17 protein-coding genes are annotated in these 21,379 nt (G+C 70.7%); 4 read left to right on the plus strand and 13 right to left on the minus strand.

Going from position 1 to position 21,379, the window contains the following annotated elements:
- The first annotated feature begins 316 nt into the window (after nt 1-316).
- Entirely contained in the window at nt 317-1,063 is a 747-nt protein-coding gene (locus tag E3O32_RS08145; RefSeq protein ID WP_134508405.1) for an alpha/beta fold hydrolase, read from the plus strand.
- A 118-nt stretch (nt 1,064-1,181) separates the two neighbouring features.
- Nucleotides 1,182-1,445, plus strand: coding sequence for a 30S ribosomal protein S20 (gene rpsT / locus E3O32_RS08150; RefSeq protein WP_134508407.1), 264 nt, complete (start codon nt 1,182-1,184; stop codon nt 1,443-1,445).
- A 160-nt stretch (nt 1,446-1,605) separates the two neighbouring features.
- On the opposite strand, the gene holA is transcribed toward rpsT, so the two are convergent.
- The 9 genes from holA to E3O32_RS08195 form a co-directional block, all read right to left on the minus strand.
- On the minus strand, nt 1,606-2,586 hold the full coding sequence (holA, locus tag E3O32_RS08155) for a DNA polymerase III subunit delta (RefSeq protein WP_241974725.1): 981 nt from the start codon (nt 2,584-2,586) through the stop codon (nt 1,606-1,608).
- A 128-nt stretch (nt 2,587-2,714) separates the two neighbouring features.
- Nucleotides 2,715-5,297, minus strand: a complete 2,583-nt coding sequence (locus tag E3O32_RS08160; protein ID WP_134508411.1) for a ComEC/Rec2 family competence protein — start codon at nt 5,295-5,297, stop codon at nt 2,715-2,717.
- Nucleotides 5,294-6,031 carry a helix-hairpin-helix domain-containing protein gene (locus tag E3O32_RS08165; protein ID WP_241974716.1) on the minus strand — a complete coding sequence of 246 codons (738 nt, stop codon included), beginning with the start codon at nt 6,029-6,031 and terminating at the stop codon, nt 5,294-5,296. Before E3O32_RS08165 ends, E3O32_RS08160 begins: the two co-directional genes overlap by 4 nt.
- A gap of 197 nt (nt 6,032-6,228) precedes the next feature.
- Nucleotides 6,229-8,811 (minus strand): leucine--tRNA ligase, encoded by a 2,583-nt coding sequence (leuS, locus tag E3O32_RS08170; protein ID WP_241974719.1) that lies wholly within the window; start codon nt 8,809-8,811, stop codon nt 6,229-6,231.
- A 71-nt stretch (nt 8,812-8,882) separates the two neighbouring features.
- Entirely contained in the window at nt 8,883-10,439 is a 1,557-nt protein-coding gene (locus E3O32_RS08175; RefSeq protein WP_134508415.1) for an anthranilate synthase component I family protein, read from the minus strand.
- A gap of 9 nt (nt 10,440-10,448) precedes the next feature.
- Complete coding sequence (gene cydC, locus E3O32_RS08180; protein ID WP_134508417.1) at nt 10,449-12,293, minus strand: thiol reductant ABC exporter subunit CydC; 1,845 nt, start codon at nt 12,291-12,293, stop codon at nt 10,449-10,451.
- Entirely contained in the window at nt 12,286-13,962 is a 1,677-nt protein-coding gene (cydD, locus tag E3O32_RS08185; protein WP_134508419.1) for a thiol reductant ABC exporter subunit CydD, read from the minus strand. Before cydD ends, cydC begins: the two co-directional genes overlap by 8 nt.
- Nucleotides 13,963-13,977: 15 nt before the next feature.
- Nucleotides 13,978-14,982 carry a cytochrome d ubiquinol oxidase subunit II gene (cydB, locus tag E3O32_RS08190; RefSeq protein WP_134508421.1) on the minus strand — a complete coding sequence of 335 codons (1,005 nt, stop codon included), beginning with the start codon at nt 14,980-14,982 and terminating at the stop codon, nt 13,978-13,980.
- 9 nt (nt 14,983-14,991) lie between these two features.
- The gene (locus E3O32_RS08195; protein ID WP_134508422.1) at nt 14,992-16,404 is read right to left on the minus strand and encodes a cytochrome ubiquinol oxidase subunit I; all 1,413 of its coding nucleotides are present in this window, start codon (nt 16,402-16,404) and stop codon (nt 14,992-14,994) included.
- 94 nt (nt 16,405-16,498) lie between these two features.
- On the opposite strand from E3O32_RS08195, the gene E3O32_RS08200 reads away from it, so the two are divergent.
- On the plus strand, nt 16,499-16,879 hold the full coding sequence (locus tag E3O32_RS08200) for a BlaI/MecI/CopY family transcriptional regulator (protein ID WP_134508424.1): 381 nt from the start codon (nt 16,499-16,501) through the stop codon (nt 16,877-16,879).
- 42 nt (nt 16,880-16,921) lie between these two features.
- On the plus strand, nt 16,922-17,995 hold the full coding sequence (locus E3O32_RS08205; protein WP_134508426.1) for a M56 family metallopeptidase: 1,074 nt from the start codon (nt 16,922-16,924) through the stop codon (nt 17,993-17,995).
- Nucleotides 17,996-18,118: 123 nt separating this feature from the next.
- Here the strand turns inward: E3O32_RS08205 and E3O32_RS08210 are convergent, their stop codons facing one another.
- From E3O32_RS08210 to E3O32_RS08225, 4 genes are read right to left on the minus strand one after another with little or no spacing between them, the layout of a single operon-like run.
- A complete protein-coding gene (locus tag E3O32_RS08210) occupies nt 18,119-19,045 on the minus strand; it encodes an ABC transporter substrate-binding protein (protein WP_198417540.1) in 927 nt (308 codons plus the stop codon).
- Nucleotides 19,045-19,785, minus strand: a complete 741-nt coding sequence (locus E3O32_RS08215; protein ID WP_134508428.1) for an ABC transporter permease — start codon at nt 19,783-19,785, stop codon at nt 19,045-19,047. The genes E3O32_RS08210 and E3O32_RS08215 overlap by 1 nt, the downstream gene beginning before the upstream one ends.
- Nucleotides 19,782-20,468 carry an ABC transporter permease gene (locus tag E3O32_RS08220; RefSeq protein ID WP_134508430.1) on the minus strand — a complete coding sequence of 229 codons (687 nt, stop codon included), beginning with the start codon at nt 20,466-20,468 and terminating at the stop codon, nt 19,782-19,784. The genes E3O32_RS08215 and E3O32_RS08220 overlap by 4 nt, the downstream gene beginning before the upstream one ends.
- Nucleotides 20,465-21,310 (minus strand): ABC transporter ATP-binding protein, encoded by an 846-nt coding sequence (locus tag E3O32_RS08225; protein WP_134508432.1) that lies wholly within the window; start codon nt 21,308-21,310, stop codon nt 20,465-20,467. The genes E3O32_RS08220 and E3O32_RS08225 overlap by 4 nt, the downstream gene beginning before the upstream one ends.
- Between the last annotated feature and the right edge of the window lie 69 nt (nt 21,311-21,379).

A 21,379-nucleotide genomic window follows, 5' to 3' on the forward strand; every position in this document is an offset into this window, starting at 1 on the left:
ACGGTAATGAAGGGCCATGAACCATTTTCTCAGACCCCTCAAACACGCCCAGGAACGACACGCCCTGCCGGTGGGCAGCCCCATAAAGCAACAGGCTCGGGCGCGGTAGCGCGCTGCGGAAACGGGCGCGGCGACAACCCGTTCGTGCCGACCGCGACCTGCGCTAGCCTCGAGCCCGACCAGACGCCGCTGGTCGAGCAGCCGGATGACGTGCAGAATCTCTGTATCGGGTCGGCACCGAATCGCCGTCAACCCCGACGCACCACCAGCTTCGAGCTGCCACAAGCCCGAACAGAGCCCAGGCAGGAGGGTAGCCATGACATCGGCCACACCAGTCCTCTTCGTGCACGGGATCCGAACCTCGGCCACCATGTGGCGGCGGCAGCTCACGATCCTGGGTGAGGCCGGGCATCCCGCGCTGGCGGTCGATCTGCCCGGCCACGGTTCGCGCCTGGCGGAGCGATTCACCGTCGAGGGTGCCCTTGCCGCCATCGACGACGGGGTCGCAGCCCTGGGCGGCCCGGTGGTGCTGGTCGGTCTCTCGCTGGGCGGCTACTACGCCATCGAGTACGCCGCACGGCACCCCGAGCGGGTGGCCGCGCTGGTCGCCGCCGGCTGCTGCGCGATCCCGTCCGGGTGGCCACTGGACGCCTACCGGCGCCTGGCGCGGCTGATCCGCAGACTTCCCGACCACGGACTCTGGCTGCACACCACCCTGGTGCGGGTACTGCTGCCACGCCAGGGTGCCGCGGACACGCTCGCCGGCGGGGTTCCCCTGCACGTGATGGACGCCGGGCTGGCCGCCACCGGCACCCTGCGCCCGCTGAAGGGCCTGTCCCGGTATCCGGGTCCGGTCTGGCTGGTCAACGGCGCTTTCGACCAGTTCAGGCTGCACGAGCGCCGCTTCCTCGGCGCGTGCCGGAACGGTCGCCTCGTGGTCGTGCCGCGGGCCTCGCATCTGGTCAGCCTTGCCCAGCCGGAACGGTTCGCGACGGTGCTGCGCGGCATCCTCGATGACGTCGCCGCCGGCCGCCCGCGGCCGATTGTCGACCCGGTCGAATAACTGGTATCGTTTCCTGTTGGCTTGCGTGTTGGGTCCCACCCCACACGATCATTGCCGCACGGCGCCCTCTACCGCCAAGCGGCCCATCCGAACAAGAACCTAACGAAAGCGTATAAACGTGGCAAATATCAAGTCGCAGATCAAGCGAATTGGCACCAACAAGAAGGCCCAGGAGCGCAACAAGTCGGTGAAGAGCGAGTTCAAGCGCGCTATCCGTGCGACGCGCCTCGCCGTCACCGCCGGTGACAAGGACAAGGCCGTTGCCAGTCTCGCCATTGCTTCGAAGAAGCTTGACAAGGCCGTCAGCAAGGGCGTCATCCACAAGAACCAGGCGGCGAACAAGAAGTCGGCCATCGCGAAGTCGGTCGGCGCACTCGTCTAGTCACCACCCAGACCTGGTTTGAGGCCGATGTTCGGAACTGAACCGGTGTGAAGGAAAGCCCTCGCCTTATGGCGGGGGCTTTCTTTTTCTGTGCCGTGACAGTGTGAGCCGGCGGCGGCCGGCGCAGGGGGCCGCCGGCTGGCTGCCCGCCGGGGAAGGGTCAGACTGCGCCGCGGCGGGCGATCACGCCGACGAGGCGTTCGAGGGCGAAGACCGGGTCGCGCCCTGCCCCCTTGACCGCGGCATCCGTCTCGGCGAGCATCACCATGCACCGGGCCAGGCCCTCGTCCGACCAGCCGCTCAGGTCACGCTGGGCCCGCTCCACCTGCCACGGCGCGAGCCCGAATTGCGAGGCGAGCTGCCCGGAACCACCGCGCACACCGTAGAGCTTCGCCATCGTGCGGATCTTCATCGCGAACGCGGCGACGACGGGAACGGGGTCGGCGCCCGAGGACAGCGCGTGCCGGAGGATGACCAGGGCCTCACCATGGCGCCCCGCGATCGCGGAGTCGGCGACCTTGAACGCGTTCGCTTCGACGCGTCCGCCGTAGTACCGGTCGACCGTGGTCTCGGTGACCTCGGACGCCGAATCGGCGATCAGCTGCTGGCAGGCCGCGGACAGCTCGGCGAGGTCGCCGGAGAAGGCCGCCACGAGAGATCGAAGGGCACTGGGCGTGACCCGCTTGCCGGCAGCCTTGAATTCCGCCGATGCGAAGTCGTGCCGGTCGGAGTCCTTCTTGAGCTCGGCGCAGACGACCTCGACGGCGCCGCCGACTCCGGACCGGATCGTGTCGAGCAGCTTCTTGCCGCGCACCCCGCCACCGTGCCGCAACACGACGTAGGTGTCCTCCGCCGGGTTCTCGAGGTAGGCGAGCGCCTCGATGAGAAAGGTGTCGCTGCATTTCTCGACCGAGCTCACCCGGATCAGCCGGGGCTCACCGAACAACGAGGGGCTGGCCATGGTGAGCAACTCCCCCGGTGCATAGCTGTCGGCCTGGATGTCGCTGATCTCGAGGCTCGGGTCTTCGAGCTTGAGGAAGTCCCTCAGCTGACGGATGGCCCGTTCCGCGAGGAACACCTCGGTGCCGGAGACCAGCACGACCGGGGCAGGGCGCACCTGGTGCCACGACAGTTGCGGGATTGCGACCGACTTGCTCGATCCGGCCTTGCTCGATCCGGCCTTGCTCGGAGTTGATCGGCCCGTTGCGGCCCGACCAGAGGATGCGGTTCGTGCGGCCACTCGGTTCCCTTCGATTGCGTGGGTCAAGCCTAGCCCGGGCCGCCGACGGGGGCAGCAGGCGAGTGACCCGTGCGCGCCGGTCCGGACGCCGGCTTCTCGGTCCAGACGGTCAGCGCGCCGTGCCCGCCCGGGTCGAGGGCCACCACGGCCAGACCCTGCCGGTCGGTGCGCACGGCGACGGTGCCGTCCGAGGCGAGAATGTCGAGCAGACGGTCGGTTGGATGGCCGTAGCCGTTGTCGGCGCCGACCGAGATCAGCCCCACCGTCGCCCGGAGATCGGCATAGAGGTCGGGGCTCTGGTCCCTCGAACCGTGGTGGGCAACCTTGACGACGTCCACCTGGCCGGGCGCGGAGGCACGGCGCAACGCGTCCTGAGCCTCCTCGCCGAGGTCACCGAGGAAGATCGAGCGGATGCCCCGCCCGTCGAAGCCGATCGTCACGCTCCCCGGGTTTCCGGTCTGCATCACCGGCGAGCCGCGCACGGGCCAGAAGATCTCCCAGCGCAGCCCGCCCAGCGTGCCCCGGTCGCCGCGGGCCGCGATGCGCACGTCCGCCCCGCCTTGGGCGAGCCGCGCGTGCAGGTGCTCGTCCTGGGCGTTCTCCGGAGTTCCGACCAGGGCCGTGCCGACCCGGCCGATCACGGCCTCGATCCCGCCGATGTGATCCATGTCGTAGTGGGTGAGCACGAGCAGGTCGATCCGATTGATCCCGAGGGTGTGCAGGCACGCGGTCAACGGCGCAGGGTCGGGCCCGACGTCGACCAGGGCGTAGCGTTCCCGGTCGCGCACGACGACCGCATCGCCCTGGCCGATGTCGCAGGCCGCGATCTGCCAGTCCGCCGGGAACGCCACCGCCCGGCCGAGGCCCGCGCCGATCAGGCTTCCCGCGTAGCTGCCTCCGGCGACGATCAGCACGATCGCGGCGGCGATCCGCCAGCCGGGCATCCCTGTCGATCCGGGCATCCGGGTCGATCCGGGCGCGCGTTCCGGCCGCCCTAACCGGCCGGGACGACCTGTGGCACCGGGCCGTCCCGACGCACGGGAACCGAGCAGGAGGGCCAGGGCCAGCAGCGTGAGCAGCCCGGTGGCCGCGACCCCGAGGGCTCCTCCCACCCACGGGAGGCGACTGCCGGGCAGCGCAGCGCTCGTCCCGGCGACGGCGGCGATCCACGCCGAGGGCAGCCAGGCCAGCTGAAGGATGCCCCACGCCACACCGGGCAGCCACGGGAGCAGGAGGCACGCGACCAGGCCGATCACGGTGGCCACGGGGGCGGCCGGCCCCGCCAGCAGGTTCGCCGGCACCCCGTAGAGCGGGAGGGTCGGGCTGAGCAGCACGAGCACCGGCTGGCAGGCCAGCTGCGCGGCCAGTGGGATCGCGATCACCCCGGCGAGCCAGGACGGCATCCAGCGGCCGAGAACCCGGCCCAGTGGCCCGGCCAGCACCAGCAGTCCGCCCGTCGCCAGCACCGAGAGTGCGAAGCCGTAGCTGCGGGCCAGCCACGGATCGAAGACGAGCAACCCGATCACCACGAGGGCGAGCAACGGCAGCCCGCGACCCGGCCTGCCCGTCGCGATCGAGAACAGGAGCACGGCGGCCATCAAGGCGGCACGCAGCACGCTCGGTTCCGGGGTCACCAGCACCACGAACCCGGCCAGGGTGACGAGGGCCAGCGCCAGGCGAGCCAGGCGGCGCAGCCTCAGATAGCCGCCGAGCAGCAGCATCCCGGCCGTGACGACGGCGCAGTTCGCCCCGGACACCGCAGTGAGATGACTCAGCGAACTTGTTTTCATCGCGCCGTCCAGGGCCGGCCCCACGGCGCTGGTGTCACCGATCGCCAGTCCGGGCAGCAGATCGCCGCCCTCCCCGGGCAGCCTCCCCGCGGCATCCGCGAACCGGGTCCGAAGATCGTTCGCCCAGGCCAGCCACCCGGGTGGCGCCGCGATCACGGCCGGCGGATCCCGGCCGAAGACGAGCGCCGCCGACGCGGCACCCGGTTCGGCCGGCCGCAGCCGGGCGGACAGGCGGATGACGGTGCCGATCTGGAGCGCGGGGCCTGCCGGGGCCTCGGCGAAAACCATAACCGGCACCGACACCCAGGCCGTGCGCCCGCCCTGGCCGAGCGAGCCGATGGTGCCGGTGAACCGCACCCGGCTCGAGCCGCCACCGGCACCGCCGAATCCTCCGAACGAGGCGGTCTCCACCGGCCTGGACCACACCGTGAGCGTCGCGGTGACCACGGCGTGCCTGGCCGCCGCGTCCCGCACCTCGGCAGGAAGACGTGCGGGGGCGGCCACGGCGACGGCGGATGCCACGAGCGCGGCGCCCGCGCAGCAGACGGTCAGCTGGGCGAGGACCGCGCGCACCGAAACCCGGCGTGCTGAAACCCGGCGTGCCGAAACCCGGCGTGCCGAAACCCGGCGCGCCGAAACGACGTGTGCCGCCGCCGACCGCGCCCGCGATCCGCGGATGGTGGCAACCAGGACCAGGGCCGCCGCAGCGGCCGCCCACAGTGCGAGCAGGCTTCCCGCCGCCCAGTCAGGCGTCCCGGTGAGCCACCAGCCCGCCAGCCAGGCCGCAGCAGCAGCGCCGGCGAGGCGCAGGTCGACGGTCACACCGTGACCAGGTCTTTCAGTCCCTCGAAGGTCTTGTCGCCGATCCCGGTGACGCTGCGGAGGTCGTCGACGCCCGCGAAGGGCCCGTTCGCCTCGCGGTAGTCGATGATGCGCTGGGCCATCAGCGGCCCGATCCGCGGGAGGGTGTCGAGTTCAGCCACGGTGGCCGTGTTCAGGTTCACCTTCTGGCCGGACGCGGCACCCCCGGCCGCTCCCGCTCCCCCGGATGCCGGCGGCGGTCCGGCCGGAACCTCGCCGACCTGGGGCAGGTAGAGCTGCTCTCCGTCGCTGAGCCGCCTGGCCAGGTTGGTCCCGGCCGGGTCGGCGGTCTCGGTCAGACCCCCGGCGGCCGCCACGGCGTCCATCACCCGGGCGCCGACGCCGAGCTGGAACAGCCCGGGCCGGCGCACCGCCCCGAGCACGTGAACAAAGATGATCGCCCCGGGCGCCGACGCCGGGTCGGTCGGGTTGCCGCCGGTCGCGGCGGCACCGGGTGTTGCCGCAACGCCCGCGGCCCCGCCGCCCGCGGCTCCGCCCGGCGAGGGTCCTCCGCCCGGCGTGATCACCTGGTGGGTGGCCTGCCCGCCGATCGCCGAGACGACCACGGCGGTGGCCAGGGCCGCGATGAGCAGCACGACTGCGGCGCCGACCCCGATCCGCATCCGGGCACCCCGTGCGGGGCGCGCCGGGCGGGCCAGGCGCGAGAGCGCCGCTGTGGCCGGGTCAGGCTCCATCCGGGCAGGCTAGACCGTCCGGCTCGGCGGGCCGGGCGGCCGGGATCGGACGGTGCGAGACCGCCGGATCCCGGCCCTGTGGAGGCGAGGCCAGACCACGAGGCCAGCCCGCGAGGCCAGACGTGGGGGTCTGACCGTGGGGGTCAGACCGTGGGGGTCAGACCGTGCGGGTCAAACCGTGCGGGTCAAACCACGAATCAGACCGCGCGGGTCACGATGCTGACCAGGCGGGGTGCCCGCACGATCACGTGCACGATCTCACGGTCGCCGATCGCCTTGATCACCGGTGCCGACGCGCGCGCGAGGCGTTCCAGTTCGTCGCCGGGGATCTTCGGCGAGATGTCCAGGCGTTCCCGCACCTTGCCGTCGACCTGCACGACGGCGGTCACCGATTCCTCCACGAGCAGGGTCGGATCGGCCTTGCGCCACTGGGCGAGCGCGACACAGGGCTCGTAGCCGAGCCGCTGCCACATGTCCTCGGCGGTGTACGGCGCGAACAGGTTCAGAGCCATCGCCGTGGCCTCCGCCGCCTCACGCACGGCGGCGTCGGCCGGGCCGGCACCCGTGTCGATGACCTTGCGGGTGGCGTTGACGAGCTCCATCAGCCGGGCGACGACCACATTGAACTTGAACGCCTCGATCAGGCCCGGCGCGTCCGCGAGGAACCGGTGGGTGACCCGGCGCAGGCCCGCGTCCCCGGTCTTCCAACGGATGTCCGGCTCACTCGTGACGTCCCTGGCCATGCGCCAGGCGCGGGCGAGGAACTTCGCGGAGCCGACGGGCGAGACATCCGCCCAGTCGATGTCGTCTTCGGGCGGCCCGGCGAATGCCATCGTGAGGCGCACGGCGTCGACTCCGAAACGGTCGACCTCCTCGGTGAAGTAGACGAGGTTGCCCTTACTCTTGGACATCTTCGCGCCGTCGAGGATGACCATGCCCTGGTTGAGCAGTGCGGTGAAGGGCTCTGTGAAGGAGACATAGCCGAGGTCGAAGAGCACCTTGGTCATGAACCGGGCGTAGAGCAGGTGCAGGATGGCGTGTTCGACGCCGCCGACATACTGGTCGACGGGCGCCCACTTCTCGGCTTCCTTCGGGTCGAACGCGCGGGTGTCGTCGTTCGGGTTGAGGAAGCGGAGGAAGTACCAGGAGCTGTCGACGAAGGTGTCCATGGTGTCCGCGTCCCGGCGCGCGGGGGTGCCGTCGATCGGGTTGGGCACGTTGACCCAGTCGGTCGCGCCACCGAGCGGCGAGGTTCCCTTGGGCTTGAGGTCGAGGCCGTCAGTGGGCGGCAGCAGCACGGGCAGCTGGTCTTCCGGCACGGGGATCTCCGCGCCGTCCTGGCCGTGGATGATCGGGATCGGGGTGCCCCAGTAGCGCTGCCTTGAGATCAGCCAGTCGCGCAGCCGGTAGTTCTTGGCCGCGCGGCCGGTCCCGTCCAGGGTGAGCTGGTCGATGATGCGCTTGATCGCGGTGTTCTTGCTCAGCCCGTTCAGGGTCCCCGAGTTGATCAGGCGGCCCTCGCCGGCCAGGGCGATGCCGGTCGCGGCCGGGTCGAGGGTGGGGATCTCCTCGGAGCCGCCCTGCATCTCCGGCGTGATCACGGGGATCATGCCGGTGACCGGCGCGGTCGTGTCGACGACGACGATCACGGGAAGGTCGAAGCGGCGGGCGAAGTCGAGGTCGCGCTGGTCGTGCGCAGGCACGGCCATCACGGCGCCGTGGCCGTAGTCGGCGAGGACGTAGTCGGCGGCCCAGATCGGCATCCGTTCGCCGTTGACGGGGTTGATCGCGTAGCGCTCGAGGAAGAGGCCGGTCTTCTCCCGGTCGGTGGACTGGCGTTCGATCTCGGTGCTGTTCTGCACCTTCACCAGGTATTCCTGGAACCGCGCCTTGACTGCGGGTGAGGAGTCGGCGACGAGCTCGGCGGCGAGGTCGGCGTCGGGGGCGACGACCATGAAGGTCGCGCCGTGGAGAGTGTCCGGCCGGGTCGTGAACACGCTGATCCGCTCCTCGCGGCCCTCGATCACGAAGTCGACGTCGGCACCGATCGAACGGCCGATCCAGTTGCGCTGCATGTTCAGCACCTTGGCCGGCCAGGTGCCCTCGAGCTGGTTGAGGTCGTCGAGCAGGCGGTCGGCGTAGTCGGTGATCTTGAAGTACCACTGGGTGAGCTTCTTCTTGACCACCACGGCGCCGCTGCGCTCCGAGGTCCCGTCGGCGAGCACCTGCTCGTTGGCGAGCACGGTCTGGTCCACCGGGTCCCAGTTGACCCAGCTGTCCTTGCGGTAGGCGAGGCCCTTCTTGTAGAGCTGGAGGAAGAGCCACTGGTTCCACTTGTAGTACTCGGGGTCGCTCGTGTGCAGTTCGCGGGACCAGTCGAAGGACGCCGCGTAGAGCTTCATGCTCTTCTTCTGCTGCGCGATGTTGTCGTAGGTCCAACCGCGCGGGTCGATGCCGCGTTTGATCGCCGCGTTCTCCGCGGGGAGGCCGAAGGAGTCCCAGCCGATCGGGTGCAGCACGTTGAAGCCCTGCTGGCGCCAGTACCGGGCGACGATGTCGCCGAGCGCGTAGACCTCGGCGTGGCCCATGTGCAGGTCGCCGGACGGGTACGGGAACATGTCGAGCACGTACTTGCGCGGGCGGGTGTCGTCGGGGTCGTCCGTGCGGAACGGCTCGAGTTCTTCCCAGATCGGCTGCCATTTGGCCTGGATTGCGGCGAAATCGTAGATTTCTTCGTCGCGGTGGGCGCCGGTGGGCGTGTGGTCGTGCTCGTGTGCCACGTGACTCTCTTCGTTGCAGTGGGATTGCGCCATCTCAGGCAAAAGGGCGCCCGCAGGCGTCGTCCAGGTTTCTAGGTTACTAAACCCTGGCCGGCCGGCGTTGCGGACGGGGTTCCGGGCGGTCGTGCGGGGTGGGTTTTCGGGGCGCCGAGAACGTCGAGCAGGGCCGCGGCCTTGATCCGGGTCTCCTCGATCTCCTCGGCAGGGTCGGACAGTGCCGTGATTCCGCCGCCGGTGCCGATGGACGCGCCGTCGCGGTCGATGACGATGCTGCGGATGACCATGGCCAGGTCGACGGCGCCGTCGAAGCCGAAGTAGCCGAACGCGCCGGAGTAGATGCCGCGAGGTCCGGCTTCGAGCCGGTCGAGGATGCCCATGGCGCTGGGCTTGGGCACGCCGGTCATGGAGCCAGCCGGGAAGCAGAATTCCACGGCGTCCACGCCGGTGAGGCCGGCCGCCAGCCGGGCCTCCACCGTGCTGACCAGCTGGTGCACGTGCGCGTAGCTTTCCACGTCGAGCAGTTGGGTGACCGCGACCGAGCCGAGTTCGGCGATCCGGCCCAGGTCGTTGCGCATGAGGTCGACGATCATCAGGTTCTCGGCGCGTTCCTTCTCGCTGGTCTCCAGTTCGGTGCGGAGAGCCAGGTCGCGAATGACCCCGGTGGAGCGGCGCCGGGTGCCCTTGATCGGCCGGGTGCTGACCCGGCCGGCGCGGGAGACGGCGAGGAATTGTTCGGGCGACGCGCTGAGCAGGGCGGTCTCGCCGAACCGGAGCAGGCCGCCGTGGTGGCTGGGGCTGCCGGCGCGGAGGCGGAGGTAGGCGTCGACCGGGTCGGGGTGCGCGTCGACCAGGATCTCGTTGGTCAGGCAGAGCTGGTAGGCGTCGCCCGCGGTGATCGACGCCTGACAGTGCCGGATCAGGGCGTCGTAGCGTTCCGGGTCGTGCCGCCAGTGTGCCGCAACGGGAGCGTCGATCCGGACGTCCGCCCGGGCCTGGGCCGGCATCCGAGAGACGGATGTCCCGGCCGCGGCCCGAAGGGCAGCGAGCACCTCCGCCGCCCACTGTTCGAGGGTGCCGGCCGTCGCCCCGCCGGGCCCGGTGCGGGCGAGCAGGGTGACGGTCAGTCCGGCGTGGTCGAATTCGATCGCGCGGTCGACCTGCAGGAGCGCCGCATCGGGGTAGCGGGAGTCGTGCACGCTGGCGCCCACGGTCTGGGACCCGAGTTCGTAACCGAGCCAGCCGACCCAGCCGAGCCGGAACCCGCTCTCGCTCCCGCGGCCACCGGCGGCATCCGTCCCAGCAGCGTCGTCGGGCTCGGACTCGGCCGCGGCCAGATCTTCCCGCAGGAACTCGAAGATGGTCTCCGGCAGGGTCACGGCTCCGCCGCCGACGCCCGCGCCGGAGTCCGGGTCGGTCTCCGGGAACGTCACCGTCACGGTGCCCTCCGGCACCGACGCGGTCACGAAGCGGGACGCGGCATCCGCGGCTCCGAGGTAGCTGAAACCGTCCCCGGCGGCGACGCCCGCGTCGAGCCAGAAGGAGTGGGAGCAGGACCGGTAGAGGGTGAGGTAGACGAACTCCGGGTCCCACCAGCCGGGCAGGGGGAATCGTCGGATCGGAGCTGGCACGCCCCCAGCCTAGGCCGGAAGGACTCCGGCGGCGCGCCGCAATCCGGGGTCCCGACCGGGAAGGGTCACCCGGGCCGTGATGAGTTCGTCGGGCACCGGCGTGTGGGAGATGAGCAGCACGGCCCGGCCGTCCTCGGCGGCTGTGACCAGGATGTCCCGCACGAGCCGGTCACCCTGTTCCTCGTCCACGTTGGCGGTGGGTTCGTCGACTACGAGCACCGGGAAGTCGGCCAGCAGCGCCCGGGCGAGGGCGATCCGCTGGGCCTGCCCGCCGGAAACCAGCGCGCCGCGTTCGCCGACCCTGGCGTCCAGTCCGCCGCGCTCCGCCGCCCACTCGGCCAGGCCCACCCGGTCGACCACGGCCAGCAGTTCCTCGTCGGTCGCGGTGTCCCGGGCGAACAAAAGGTTCTGACGGATGCTGTCGTCGAACAGCCAGGGTCGCTGCTCGCAGAGCCCGACCACCGCGCGCACCTCGGATTGGGGCAGCAGCCGGGCCTCGACGCCGCCGAGAGTGTACGACCCGGTGTAGTCGAGGAAACGCACCAGAGCCTGCGCCAGCGAGGTCTTGCCCGCTCCGCTCGGCCCGGCCAGGTGCACCCGGTCGCCGGGTGCCAGCCGCAGGAAGACCCCGGTCACGGCCGGGGACGCCGCACCCGGCCAGCGCGCACCGAGGTCGGTCAGTTCGACGATGCGAGCCCGCTCCCCCCTGGTCGGACCGGTGGCGCCCCCGGACGGGATCTCGACCGGGACCCCGACCGGGACCTCGACCGGAATCTCGGCGGGGATCTCCGTCGGCACGGCGGTGGCGACACGCTCGGCGCTGGAGCGCACCTCGCGCCACGCTCCCAGGGCGGCCGGGACGGTGCCGAACACCTCGAAGACGGCCATCGGCACGAGCACGATCACGGCGAAGGCCGGGCCGGCCAGGCCGCCCGCCGCGCCGCCGGACCCGCCCGCCGCCAGGGCGGGGATACCGACGGCCAGCGCGGCGACCGTGGCGGCGCCCGCGAACAGCGACAGCACGGCTCCCTGCACGCCGACACCCAGCGACCGGCGGAGGGTCGCCCGTCTGAGGAGCTCGTCGGCCCGCCGAAGGGCGTCGAGTCGCCCGGTCAGGGCGCCGAAGGCGGTCAGCACGTCGAGGTTCTCAACGACCTCGAGCACCTGCCCGGTGAGGTTGCCGCGCAGCGGCGCCAGTTCGCGCTCGGCGCGGGCGGCGAGCACACCGGAGCCGAGCGCGCCCAGCACCCCCGCGACGACGAGGCTGAGCAGCAGGGTGAGCCCGGCGGCAGGCAGCACGCTCCACACCCCGGCGACCGAGAGAGCGGCGACGATGCCCGCGGTCGCGAGCGGCTGGACGACCCGCAGCGGGAGATCCTGCAGTGCGTCCACGTCGCGCACGAGCCGGGTGAGAAGCTCGCCCCTGCCGGTGTCGGCGAGCCCGGCCGGCGCCAACGGGATGATCCGGGAGAACACGCCGACCCGCAGCAGGGAGAGCTGGCGGAAGGCCGCGTCGTGGCTGCTCAACCGATCGAGGTAGCGGAAGGCCGACCGGCCCAGGGCGAAGGCCCGCACGCCGACCACCGCCATCGAGAGATAGAGGATGGGCGGCTGCTCGGCGGCCCGGGTGATCAGCCAGGCGGAGGTGGCGAGCAGGGCCACGGCGCAGAGCATGGAGGCCACCCCCGCCGCCAGGCCGGGCAGGAACCAGCGCGCGCGCGGCTGGGCCAGCCGGAGAATAGCCCGGGTGGCGGTGCTGAGCCGCCGGGTGCGCGCCGGCGCGGAGACGGCAGGCTCGGCGGCAACGGCACCGGCAGCGGCAGCGGCAGCGGCGTCGAGCGTCGGTTCAGACATGCGCGGCCCCGTCCAGTTCGACGACCTGGTCCGCGGCGTCGCGGAGCAGCGGCCGGTGGCTCACGACGATCACGATGAGCCCCTCGGCGGCGAGGCGGCGGAGCCCGGAGACCAGCCGCTGCTCGGCTACGGGGTCGAGGGCGGAGCTGGGCTCGTCGAGCACGAGCACGCGGCAGCCGTGCAGCCGGGCTCGGTAGACGGCACGCGCGGCCGCGACCCGCTGGGCCTGCCCGCCGGAGAGCCCGTCGCCGTTGACGCCGAGTCGGGTCGCCGGGTCCAGTTCGCCTGCCCCGGCCTCGCGGAGGGCCCAGTGCACCAGCGCCGGGTCGGCGGATGACTCCCCCAGCGCGACGTTGTCGGCGATCGTTCCGGCCAGCAGGCCGGGGCGCTGTCCGGCCCAGGCCAGCCAGGGCCGCGGCGTGCCGGGGACGACGACGGCGTCGCCGAGGCTGATCTGCCCGTCGAAGGGCACGAACCCCTGCAGGGCGGCGACCAGGGTCGACTTGCCGGCGCCGCTCGCGCCGCGGATGACGGAGAGCCGGCCCGGGAGGAAGACGGCGGTGAACTCCGGGGCGGCCCGGCCGGCCCGGTCCGCGGAACGGCGCACCCTGACCCGGTCGAAGCGCAGGGCGTCCGGGGCGGGCCGGGCGGCATTGGCGGGCCGGGCGGCATCCGTCGGCCCGGTCCAGACGGCGGCCAGGGGCGCGGCGGGGGCCGGCGCGTCGTCGAGGATCGCGAAGACGTCCTCGGCCGCGGCGAGGCCGTCGGCCGCCGCGTGGAACTGGGCCCCGACCTGCCGCACGGGGAGGAACGCCTCGGGGGCGAGGAGCAGCACGAACAGGCCGACGCCGAGCTGGAGGGAACCGTCGACCAGGCGGAGGCCGATCGACACGGCGACGAGCGCGACCGACAGGCTGGAGCCCAGCTCGAGCACGAAACCGCTGAGGAAGGACACCCGCAGCACCTTCATCGTGCGGCCGCGGTAAGCCTCGGTGATGGTGCGCACCCGGTCGGCCTGGCGCGCCTCCCGGCCGAAGATCTTGAGCGTGGCGAGCCCGCCGACCAGGTCGAGGAAGCCTGCGCCGAGCCGCTGCAGCGCGTCCCACTGCGCGCGCTGCACGGCCTGGGTCGCCTGGCCGATCAGCACCATGAACAGCGGGATGAACGGCAGCACCACGATCACGGTGATGCCGCTCGGCAGGTCCTGCCAGAGCATCACGAGCACGAGGATCGGGGTCGCGATGCCGGCCAGGAGCAGCTGCGGCAGGTACCTCGCGAAGTAGTTGTCGAGGGCGTCGAGGCCCTGCCCGACCAGGGTGGCCACGCCGGCGCTCTGCGTGCCCGCCAGCCAGTCGGGGCCGCGCTCGGCGAGGCGCCCGAGCACGCGTGCGCGCAGCTGGCTCTTGACCGACGCAGCCCCTCGGCTCGCGGCCACCTCGAGCAGCCAGACCAGGGCGGCCCTGGCCACGACGACGACGACGAGGGCGCCCAGCGTCGGCGCCAGCTCGGCCGGGCCGTACCCGGCGACGGCGAGGCTGATCGCCCGGCTCAGGAACCAGGCGAATGCGACCACGACCAGCGTCTGGGCCAGGCCGAGCGCGGCCCCGACCAACAGGAACCACCGGGCAGCGGACGCGTAGCGGAGGAGCCGAGGGTCGAGGGGGCGCATGGACGATTCGGGAGGCTAGTGCGCGGCGGCTTCGATGGTGCCGCGGCTGACCCTTTTGCGCAGCACCCAGTAGGTCCAGCCCTGGTAGAGGAAGATCACCGGGGCGGCGATTAGGGCGGTCCAGCTCATCACCTGCAGGGTGTACGGCGTCGACGACGCGTTCGCGATGGTCAGGCTGTTCGCGGTATCGTTGCTCGCCGGCATCACGTCGGGGAACAGGGACGCGAACAGGGTCAGCACGGCCAGCCCGATGGTCGCTGCCATCAGCGTGAACGCCCAGCCCTCCGAACCCTTCAGGTTGAGCAGGAACGACCCGATCAGGGCAACGGCGGCCAGAGCGGCGAACACAGCGGTGAACAGGCTCCCGAAGGCCAGCACAGTCCAGAGCAGGAACGACGCCGCGACGACGATGGTCACGAGCCCGGATCGCACGGCGAGTTTCCTGGCCCGCTCGCGGATGTCGCCCTCGGTCTTGAGGGAGACGAAGACGATCCCGTGGGTGAAGAAGAGCAGCAGCGTGGTCAGGCCGCCGACCAGCGCATAGGGGTTGAGCAGGTCGAAGAAGCTGCCCGTGTAGTTGTGGCCGGCGTCGAGCTGCACCCCCTGCACGACGTTCGCGAAGGCGACGCCCCAGAGGAGGGCAGGCACGGCGCTGCCCACGACGATCATGCCGTCGAACCACTTCTTCCACTCCGATTCCGGCCGCTGGTGCCGGTACTCGAACGACACCCCGCGCACGATCAGGGCGAGCAGGATGAGCAGCAGGGCGAGGTAGAACCCGCTGAACATGGTCGCGTACCACTCGGGGAACGCGGCGAAGAGGGACGCGCCGGCCACGATCACCCAGGTCTCGTTGAGATCCCAGACCGGGCCGATCGTGTTGATCAGCACCCGGCGGTCGGTGTCGTCCCGGCCCAGGAACGGCAGGGACATCCCGACGCCGAAGTCGAAACCGTCGAGCACGAAGTAGCCGATGAACATCGCGGCGATGATCCAGAACCAGAGGATGTTGAGTTCCATCAGACGCTCCTAGTAGACCGTGACACGTTGGGGGGTTTCACCGGTCAGCGGATCCGGCACCGGGGCATCCTCCGGGCCCTGCCGGACCGCGCGCAGGATCAGCCGGAACTCCACCACGGCCAGCACGCCGTAGATCAGGGTGAACGCGATCAGGGAGATCAGGATCTCCAGCCCGGAGACGTTGGGTGAGACGCCGGACTCCGTCTTCAGCAACCCGAAGACGAGCCAGGGTTGCCGTCCCATCTCGGTGAAAATCCAGCCGACGCTCATCGACGCGAGCGAGAACGGGAACGACCAGATGGCGACCTTCCAGACCCAGGCGGCGGCCGGGGTGCGCCCGCCGCGGGTGAGCCATAGGCCGACGACGGCGACGAGGATGTGCGCGATGCCGAGGCCGATCATCCAGCGGAACGCCCAGTAGGTGATCCAGATGGTCGGCGTGTAGTCGCCGGGTCCGTAGAGCCCCACGTATTGGGCCTGCAGGTTGTTGATGCCCTCGACGGTGCCGTCGAGGGTGTGGGTCGACAGGAACGAAAGCAGGTACGGGATCCGGACCGAGAACAGCTCGCTCACGCCGTCGGGGGTGCCGAGGGTGAAGATCGAGAAGGATGCGTCGGCGCCGGTGGCCGTCTTGTACATCGCCTCGGCCGCGGCCATCTTCATCGGCTGGGCGGCGGTCATGGCCAGGCTCAGTGAGTCGCCGAAGAAGGTGGTGAGCGCGCCGGAGATGACCATCATCCACATGCCGAACTTGAGGGCGGGGCGCATGGTGTCGGCGTGCTGCTTGCGGTAGAGGTGCCAGGCCGCGACGGAGATGATCAACCCAGACGACACCATGAAGCAGGCGAAGATCGTGTGCGGGAAGGACGCGAGGGCGATCGGGTTGGTGAGCAGTTCGCCGATGTCGGTGAGCTCGGCCCGGCCCCTGGCCTCGTTGATCCGGAACGCGATCGGGTTCTGCATGAACGCGTTCGCGGCGAGGATGAAGTAGGCGGAGGCGATCGATCCCACCGTGGTCAGCCAGATCGTGGCGAGGTGCAGGCCCCGGGGAAGCCTGTCCCAGCCGAAGATCCACAGCCCGACGAAGGTGGCCTCGAGGAAGAAGGCGACGATGCCCTCGAACGCCAGGGGCGCGCCGAAGACGTCGCCGACGAAGCGGGAGTAGGTGGACCAGTTCATGCCGAACTGGAACTCCTGCACGATCCCGGTCACGACGCCCATGGCGAAGTTGATCAGGAAGATCTTTCCGAAGAAGTGGGTCAGCTGGAGGTACTTCGCCTTGTCGGTGCGCACCCAGGCGGACTGGAAGATCGCGACCGTGAGGGCCAGCCCGATCGTGAGCGGAACGAACAGGAAGTGGTACACGGTCGTCAGACCGAATTGCCACCTCGACAGGAGTAACGGATCCAGCCACTCGTTCATGCGTCCTCCAACAGGGCCACTCTTCTACGATACGTAGAAGACTACACTTCTACGCCCCGTAGAAGACGGCGGTGGGCTGCGGTAAACTGGCCGCATGGGGAATCTGGGTGTGCTGGAGCGGTTGCTGATGGATGTCCTCTGGGACTCCGGCCAGGCGCTGCCCGCGAACGAGCTGCGCGACCGCCTGCTCACCCCGGCCGCCGTGGCCGCGAGCCGCAAGCCGCTGGCGACGACCACGGTGCTCACGGTGCTGTCCAGGCTCGAGACCAAGGGCTTCGTCACCCGGGACCGCGACAACCGCCCGCACCTGTACCGGGCCGTGCGGACCCGGGCCGAACACACGGCCGAGCTGATGCACGAGGTGCTCGGTTCGGCGCCCGACCGCCAGGCGGCGCTGGCCAGGTTCATCGGCAACGTCACCCCGCAGGAAGCCGAAAGCCTCCGGCTCCTGCTCAGCCCCGCGTCCGGCGAGTGACGCGGCGCGAGTGACGAATAGAGCGACGCGAGACCCGGCACCGTGCCAGCGACCGCGCTAGCCCTCGGTGCGCTCGCCCTCGCCCTGGCGTGGCCACTGCCGATCTTGCTCTCCCGGGCCCGGTGGCCGGCCCGCTCCCCCGGCCTCGCGCTGGTCCTCTGGCAGTCGATCGCCCTCACCGGCGGCCTGTCGATGATCGGAGCCCTGTTCGCCTACGGACTACTCGGGTTCGGAACCAATGCGCTGGCGGGCATCCGCTCCCTGTCGGTGCACGCCGGCTCCGGGGCGGTCCCCGCCGGGATGACGTTCAGCCAGGTGCTCGCACTCGCCGCCGCGTTCCTGCTCACCGGCCACCTGCTGCTCAATCTGGCGGCGACGTTCCTCCGCGCCCGGGTGCAGCTGCGCCGGCACCGCCACCTGGTCGCGCTGCTCAGCGAGCCGTCCGCCGACCGTCCGGGCACCCGAGTCATCGACCATGAGGCCCCGGTCGCATACTGCCTGCCGGGCGGGACGACGTCGGCGACCGTGTTGTCGCGGGGACTGATCAGCCTGCTCGAGGCCGACCAGCTCCGCGCGGTGGTGGCCCACGAGCGCGCGCACCTGCTGCAGCGCCACCATCTCGTGCTGCTCGCTTTCCGGTCCTGGCGCAGCGCACTGCCGTGGTTCCCGATCGCCACCCGGGCGGAGACCGCCGTGGGCCTGCTGGTGGAGATGCTGGCCGACGACGAAGCCCGCCGGCAGGTGGACGACCGCACGCTCGCGATGGCGATCGCCCTCGTGGGTTCGGCGCACGGGCCGGTCACCGGGGCAGGCGACACGGGGGCAGGCGACACCGGGGCAGGCGACACCGGGGCAGGCGACACCGGGGCAGGCGACACGCGGCCAGGCGACGCCGGGGCAGGCGACACGGGGGCAGGCGCGACGAGAACCGGAACCGGGCCGCGGGACACGGATGCCGCGGCCTTCGCCCGGCCGGATCATCCGTTCGACCTGCTGACCCCTCGCCTGCGCCGGCTCGTGGTGGACACGCCGAGGCTGCGCCGGCACCAGGGCTTCGGTGTTCTCGCAGCGTCGGCAGGGCTGCTCGCCCTGCCGACGTTGCTGCTGCTCACCTGATCCCGGCTGCCCGGCTCCGCGCGCCCCGTCGAATTCGACGGACATTTTCGCATTTTGGGGCGGTTTTGCCCCAAATCAGGCACGCAAACCGAAAATGTCCGTCGAATTGGTCACCCGCAGGGACTAGAAGAGGTTCGCCTGCGTGAGCCAGTCGGCCGCGATCGCCTTCGCGGACTTCTGGTCGTTCTTGCTCTCCGAGTTCATGCTCACCAGGTCTTCGGCGCTCAACGCGGCGCTGACCTTGTTGAGCACCGCGGCGGCCTTGTCGTCGACCTTCTTCGACACGACAGGTACGACGTTGTCCGGGAAGAACAACCCGTCGGGGTCGGTCAGGGCGACGAGCTTGTTCGACTTGATGTTCGGGTCGGCGGTGTAGATGTTCGCCAGCTGGATGTCGCCGTCGACGAGGGCCTTGACCGTGAGCGGTCCGCCGCTGTCCTCGACCGGCTTGAACCCGGCGGTCACTATGCCGTACTTCTCCTTGAGCGCGGTCGGTCCGTACGGGCGGGTCTCCAGCTCGGAGTTGCCGCCGACCGTGATCGGCTCGGTCACGTTCTTCAGCGACGCGATGTCGGTGAGCTTGTACTTCGCGGCGAAGGCCTGCGTGACGGTCCACGAGTTCTGGTCGGTCGCGGCAGCCTGGTCGAGCACGCCCAGGCCGGACGGCAGGGCCTTCTCGAGTTCGGCATAGGTCTCGTCTGCCGTGCCGCCGGCCGCCTTCTTGTCGAGAGCCTGCAGCAGGCTGCCCGTGTATTCGGGGAAGACGTCGATCTTGCCGCCGGTGATGTCGGGCAGGTAGACCTCGCGCTGGCCGATCCGGAACTGCCGGTCGACGGTGACGCCGTTGGCCTCGAGCGCCTGGGCGTAGATCTCGGCGATGATCTCGTTGGAGTAGTAGTCCTGCGAGCCGACCACGAGGGTCTTCGAGTCGCCCGAGGTGGTACTTCCGGCGCCCAGCGGATCGCCGGACGCACACCCTGCAAGGGCTACGACGGCCCCAACCGCGACCGCGGCGATTGCCGCGAGCCGGCCTCTTTTCACTGTGAACATTAGGGGTTTCCTTTCGTGATGGCGGGTTCCATCCCCGGGCGCGGTCTGGCTGACCTGGCCCGGTCGACTGGGAGGCGGGTCGTGGCGACACCGCGTGGGACCACGACCCGCTGGATCGTGGCGAAGACGGCCTCGAGTGCGAGGGCGAGCAGGATGACGAGGATGGAGCCGCCGAGCATCTCCGCGTAGTCGCGGGTCTTCAGCCCGGCGAACAGGTACCGGCCGAGGCCGAAGTCCGCGACGTAGGCGGCGAGGGTGGCGGTGGCCACGACCTGGAGCGCGGCGGAGCGGAGACCACCGATCAGCAGGGGCAGGCCCAGCGGAATCTCGACCTGGGTCAGGACCTGCGCCTCCGACATGCCGACGGCTCGGGCCGCGTCGATCGCACCCCGGTCGATGGCCTCGAATCCGGCGTACGCACCGGCGAGGATCGGGGGGATCGCGAGCACGGTGAGGGCGACGTAGGGGGCACCCAGGCCGATTCCGACCCAGAGCGCCACCAGGGTCAGCAGCCCGAGGGTCGGGATGGCGCGCAGCCCTCCGCTCGTCGCCACGGCCAGGCCGCGTCCCCGGCCGGTGTGCCCGATCGCGAAGCCGAACGGGATGGCGATGGCCGAGGCGACGACCAGGGTCAGGAAGGTGAAGCCGAGATGCTCGAGCACGCGCACGGGGATCGCGCCCGGTCCGGCGTAGTTGGCCGGGTCGAGGATCCAGCCGAGGGCGTCGGCGAAGATGTTCACGGGGTCACCTCGACGGGCAGCCGGAGCCGCGCATCCGCCTTGACGTCCTTCCGCACCCGGGTCCAGGGCAGTGCCAGCCGTCCGGCGGCGACCAGCGCCCCGTCAAGCAGCAGGGCGAGCAGTACGGTCGCGACGATGCCGGTGATGATCTCGGCCTGGATGCCGCGCTGGAAGCCGTCGGTGAAGAGGGAGCCGAGGCTCTGCGCCCCGATCACCGCACCCACCGTGGCCAGGCTCACGGTGCTGACCGCCACGACCCTGAGCCCGGCCAGCAACACCGGGCCGGACAGCGGGAGCTCCACCTGCCAGAAGTTGGTCCAGGCCGAGAACCCGACCGCCACGGCCGAGCGCTGCACGTCGGCGTCGACGGAGGCGAGTCCGTCCGCGACCACGCGCACCATCAGGGCCACGCCGTAGATGGTGAGGGCGATGACCAGGTTGAGCGGGGACCGCAGCGTCGTGCCGACGAGCGCCGGCAGCACGATGAACATCGGGAACGAGGGGATGGCGTAGAGGAGCCCGCTCGCCGTCAGGATCACGCCCCGGCTGATCCGGAAGCGATTGGCCAGCCAGCCCAGCGGCAGTGCGATCACGAAGCTGAGGATGATCGGGGGCACGCTGAGAATGAGGTGATCGAGGGTGCGATCCCAGATGAGGTCGAGGTTCGCCCAGACCCAGGTCACCGGGAGACCCCGACCTGCCCCGGGGCGGAGTCGCCGACGAGCACGCCGGCCAGGCGGCCGTCGCTGTCGACGAGCACATCACGACCGTCGTGTCGTTCGACATGCAGCGCGCGCTTGCCGCGGTCGGCGCCGATGAAACTGGCGACGAAGTCGTTCGCCGGGTGGGCCAGGATGTCGGCGGGCGAGCCGATCTGGGCGATCAGGCCGCCCTCCTGGAGGATGACGACCTGATCGCCCAGCAGGAACGCCTCGTCGACGTCGTGGGTGACGAAGACCACGGTCTTACCGAGTTCGGTCTGCAGCCGGATGAGCTCCTGCTGCAGTTCGGCGCGCACGATCGGGTCCACGGCGCCGAACGGCTCGTCCATCAGCAGGATGTTGGGATTGACCGCGAGCCCCCTGGCCACGCCGACGCGCTGCTGCTGCCCGCCGGACAGTTGGCTCGGGTACCGATCGGCCAGGGCCCGGTCGAGACCGACCGTGTCGAGCATGGCCAGGGCGTCGGCCCTGGCCTTCTTACTCGGCACGCCACGCAGCAACGGCACCGTCGCGACGTTGTCGACCACCTTGCGGTGCGGGAGCAGGCCCGAGTTCTGCATCACATAGCCGATGCTGCGGCGGAGCTTCACCGGTTCGAGGGAGGCGATGTCGACCCCGTCGATCTCGATCGAGCCGGCCGTGGGGTCGACCATCCGGTTGATCATCCGCAGCAGGGTCGTCTTCCCCGACCCGGACGATCCGACCAGGACCGTGGTCCGGTGCGAGGGGAGGGTGAGGCTGAAGTCATCGACGGCCAGGGTGCCGTCCGGGAATTGTTTGCTCACCGAGCGGAACTCGATCATAGAAGTGGCTCATTCCTCGCCTGAAGTCGCATCAACACGTGCCAGAGGGTTAACACAACCATCCTTCGA

Source organism: Cryobacterium mannosilyticum, assembly GCF_004402705.1.
GTDB classification, from domain to species: Bacteria; Actinomycetota; Actinomycetes; order Actinomycetales; family Microbacteriaceae; genus Cryobacterium; species Cryobacterium mannosilyticum.

What these genes read in the sequence shown, in the direction of transcription:
- cydB (WP_134508421.1), bottom strand. Translation starts at nt 14,982, where the DNA reads ATGGAACTCAACATCCTCTGGTTCTGGATCATCGCCGCGATGTTCATC.
- E3O32_RS08195 (WP_134508422.1), bottom strand. Translation starts at nt 16,404, where the DNA reads ATGAACGAGTGGCTGGATCCGTTACTCCTGTCGAGGTGGCAATTCGGT.
- cydD (WP_134508419.1), bottom strand. Translation starts at nt 13,962, where the DNA reads ATGCGCCCCCTCGACCCTCGGCTCCTCCGCTACGCGTCCGCTGCCCGG.
- E3O32_RS08225 (WP_134508432.1), bottom strand. Translation starts at nt 21,310, where the DNA reads ATGATCGAGTTCCGCTCGGTGAGCAAACAATTCCCGGACGGCACCCTG.
- E3O32_RS08165 (WP_241974716.1), bottom strand. Translation starts at nt 6,031, where the DNA reads ATGGAGCCTGACCCGGCCACAGCGGCGCTCTCGCGCCTGGCCCGCCCG.
- E3O32_RS08210 (WP_198417540.1), bottom strand. Translation starts at nt 19,045, where the DNA reads ATGTTCACAGTGAAAAGAGGCCGGCTCGCGGCAATCGCCGCGGTCGCG.
- E3O32_RS08145 (WP_134508405.1), top strand. Translation starts at nt 317, where the DNA reads ATGACATCGGCCACACCAGTCCTCTTCGTGCACGGGATCCGAACCTCG.
- E3O32_RS08200 (WP_134508424.1), top strand. Translation starts at nt 16,499, where the DNA reads ATGGGGAATCTGGGTGTGCTGGAGCGGTTGCTGATGGATGTCCTCTGG.
- cydC (WP_134508417.1), bottom strand. Translation starts at nt 12,293, where the DNA reads ATGTCTGAACCGACGCTCGACGCCGCTGCCGCTGCCGCTGCCGGTGCC.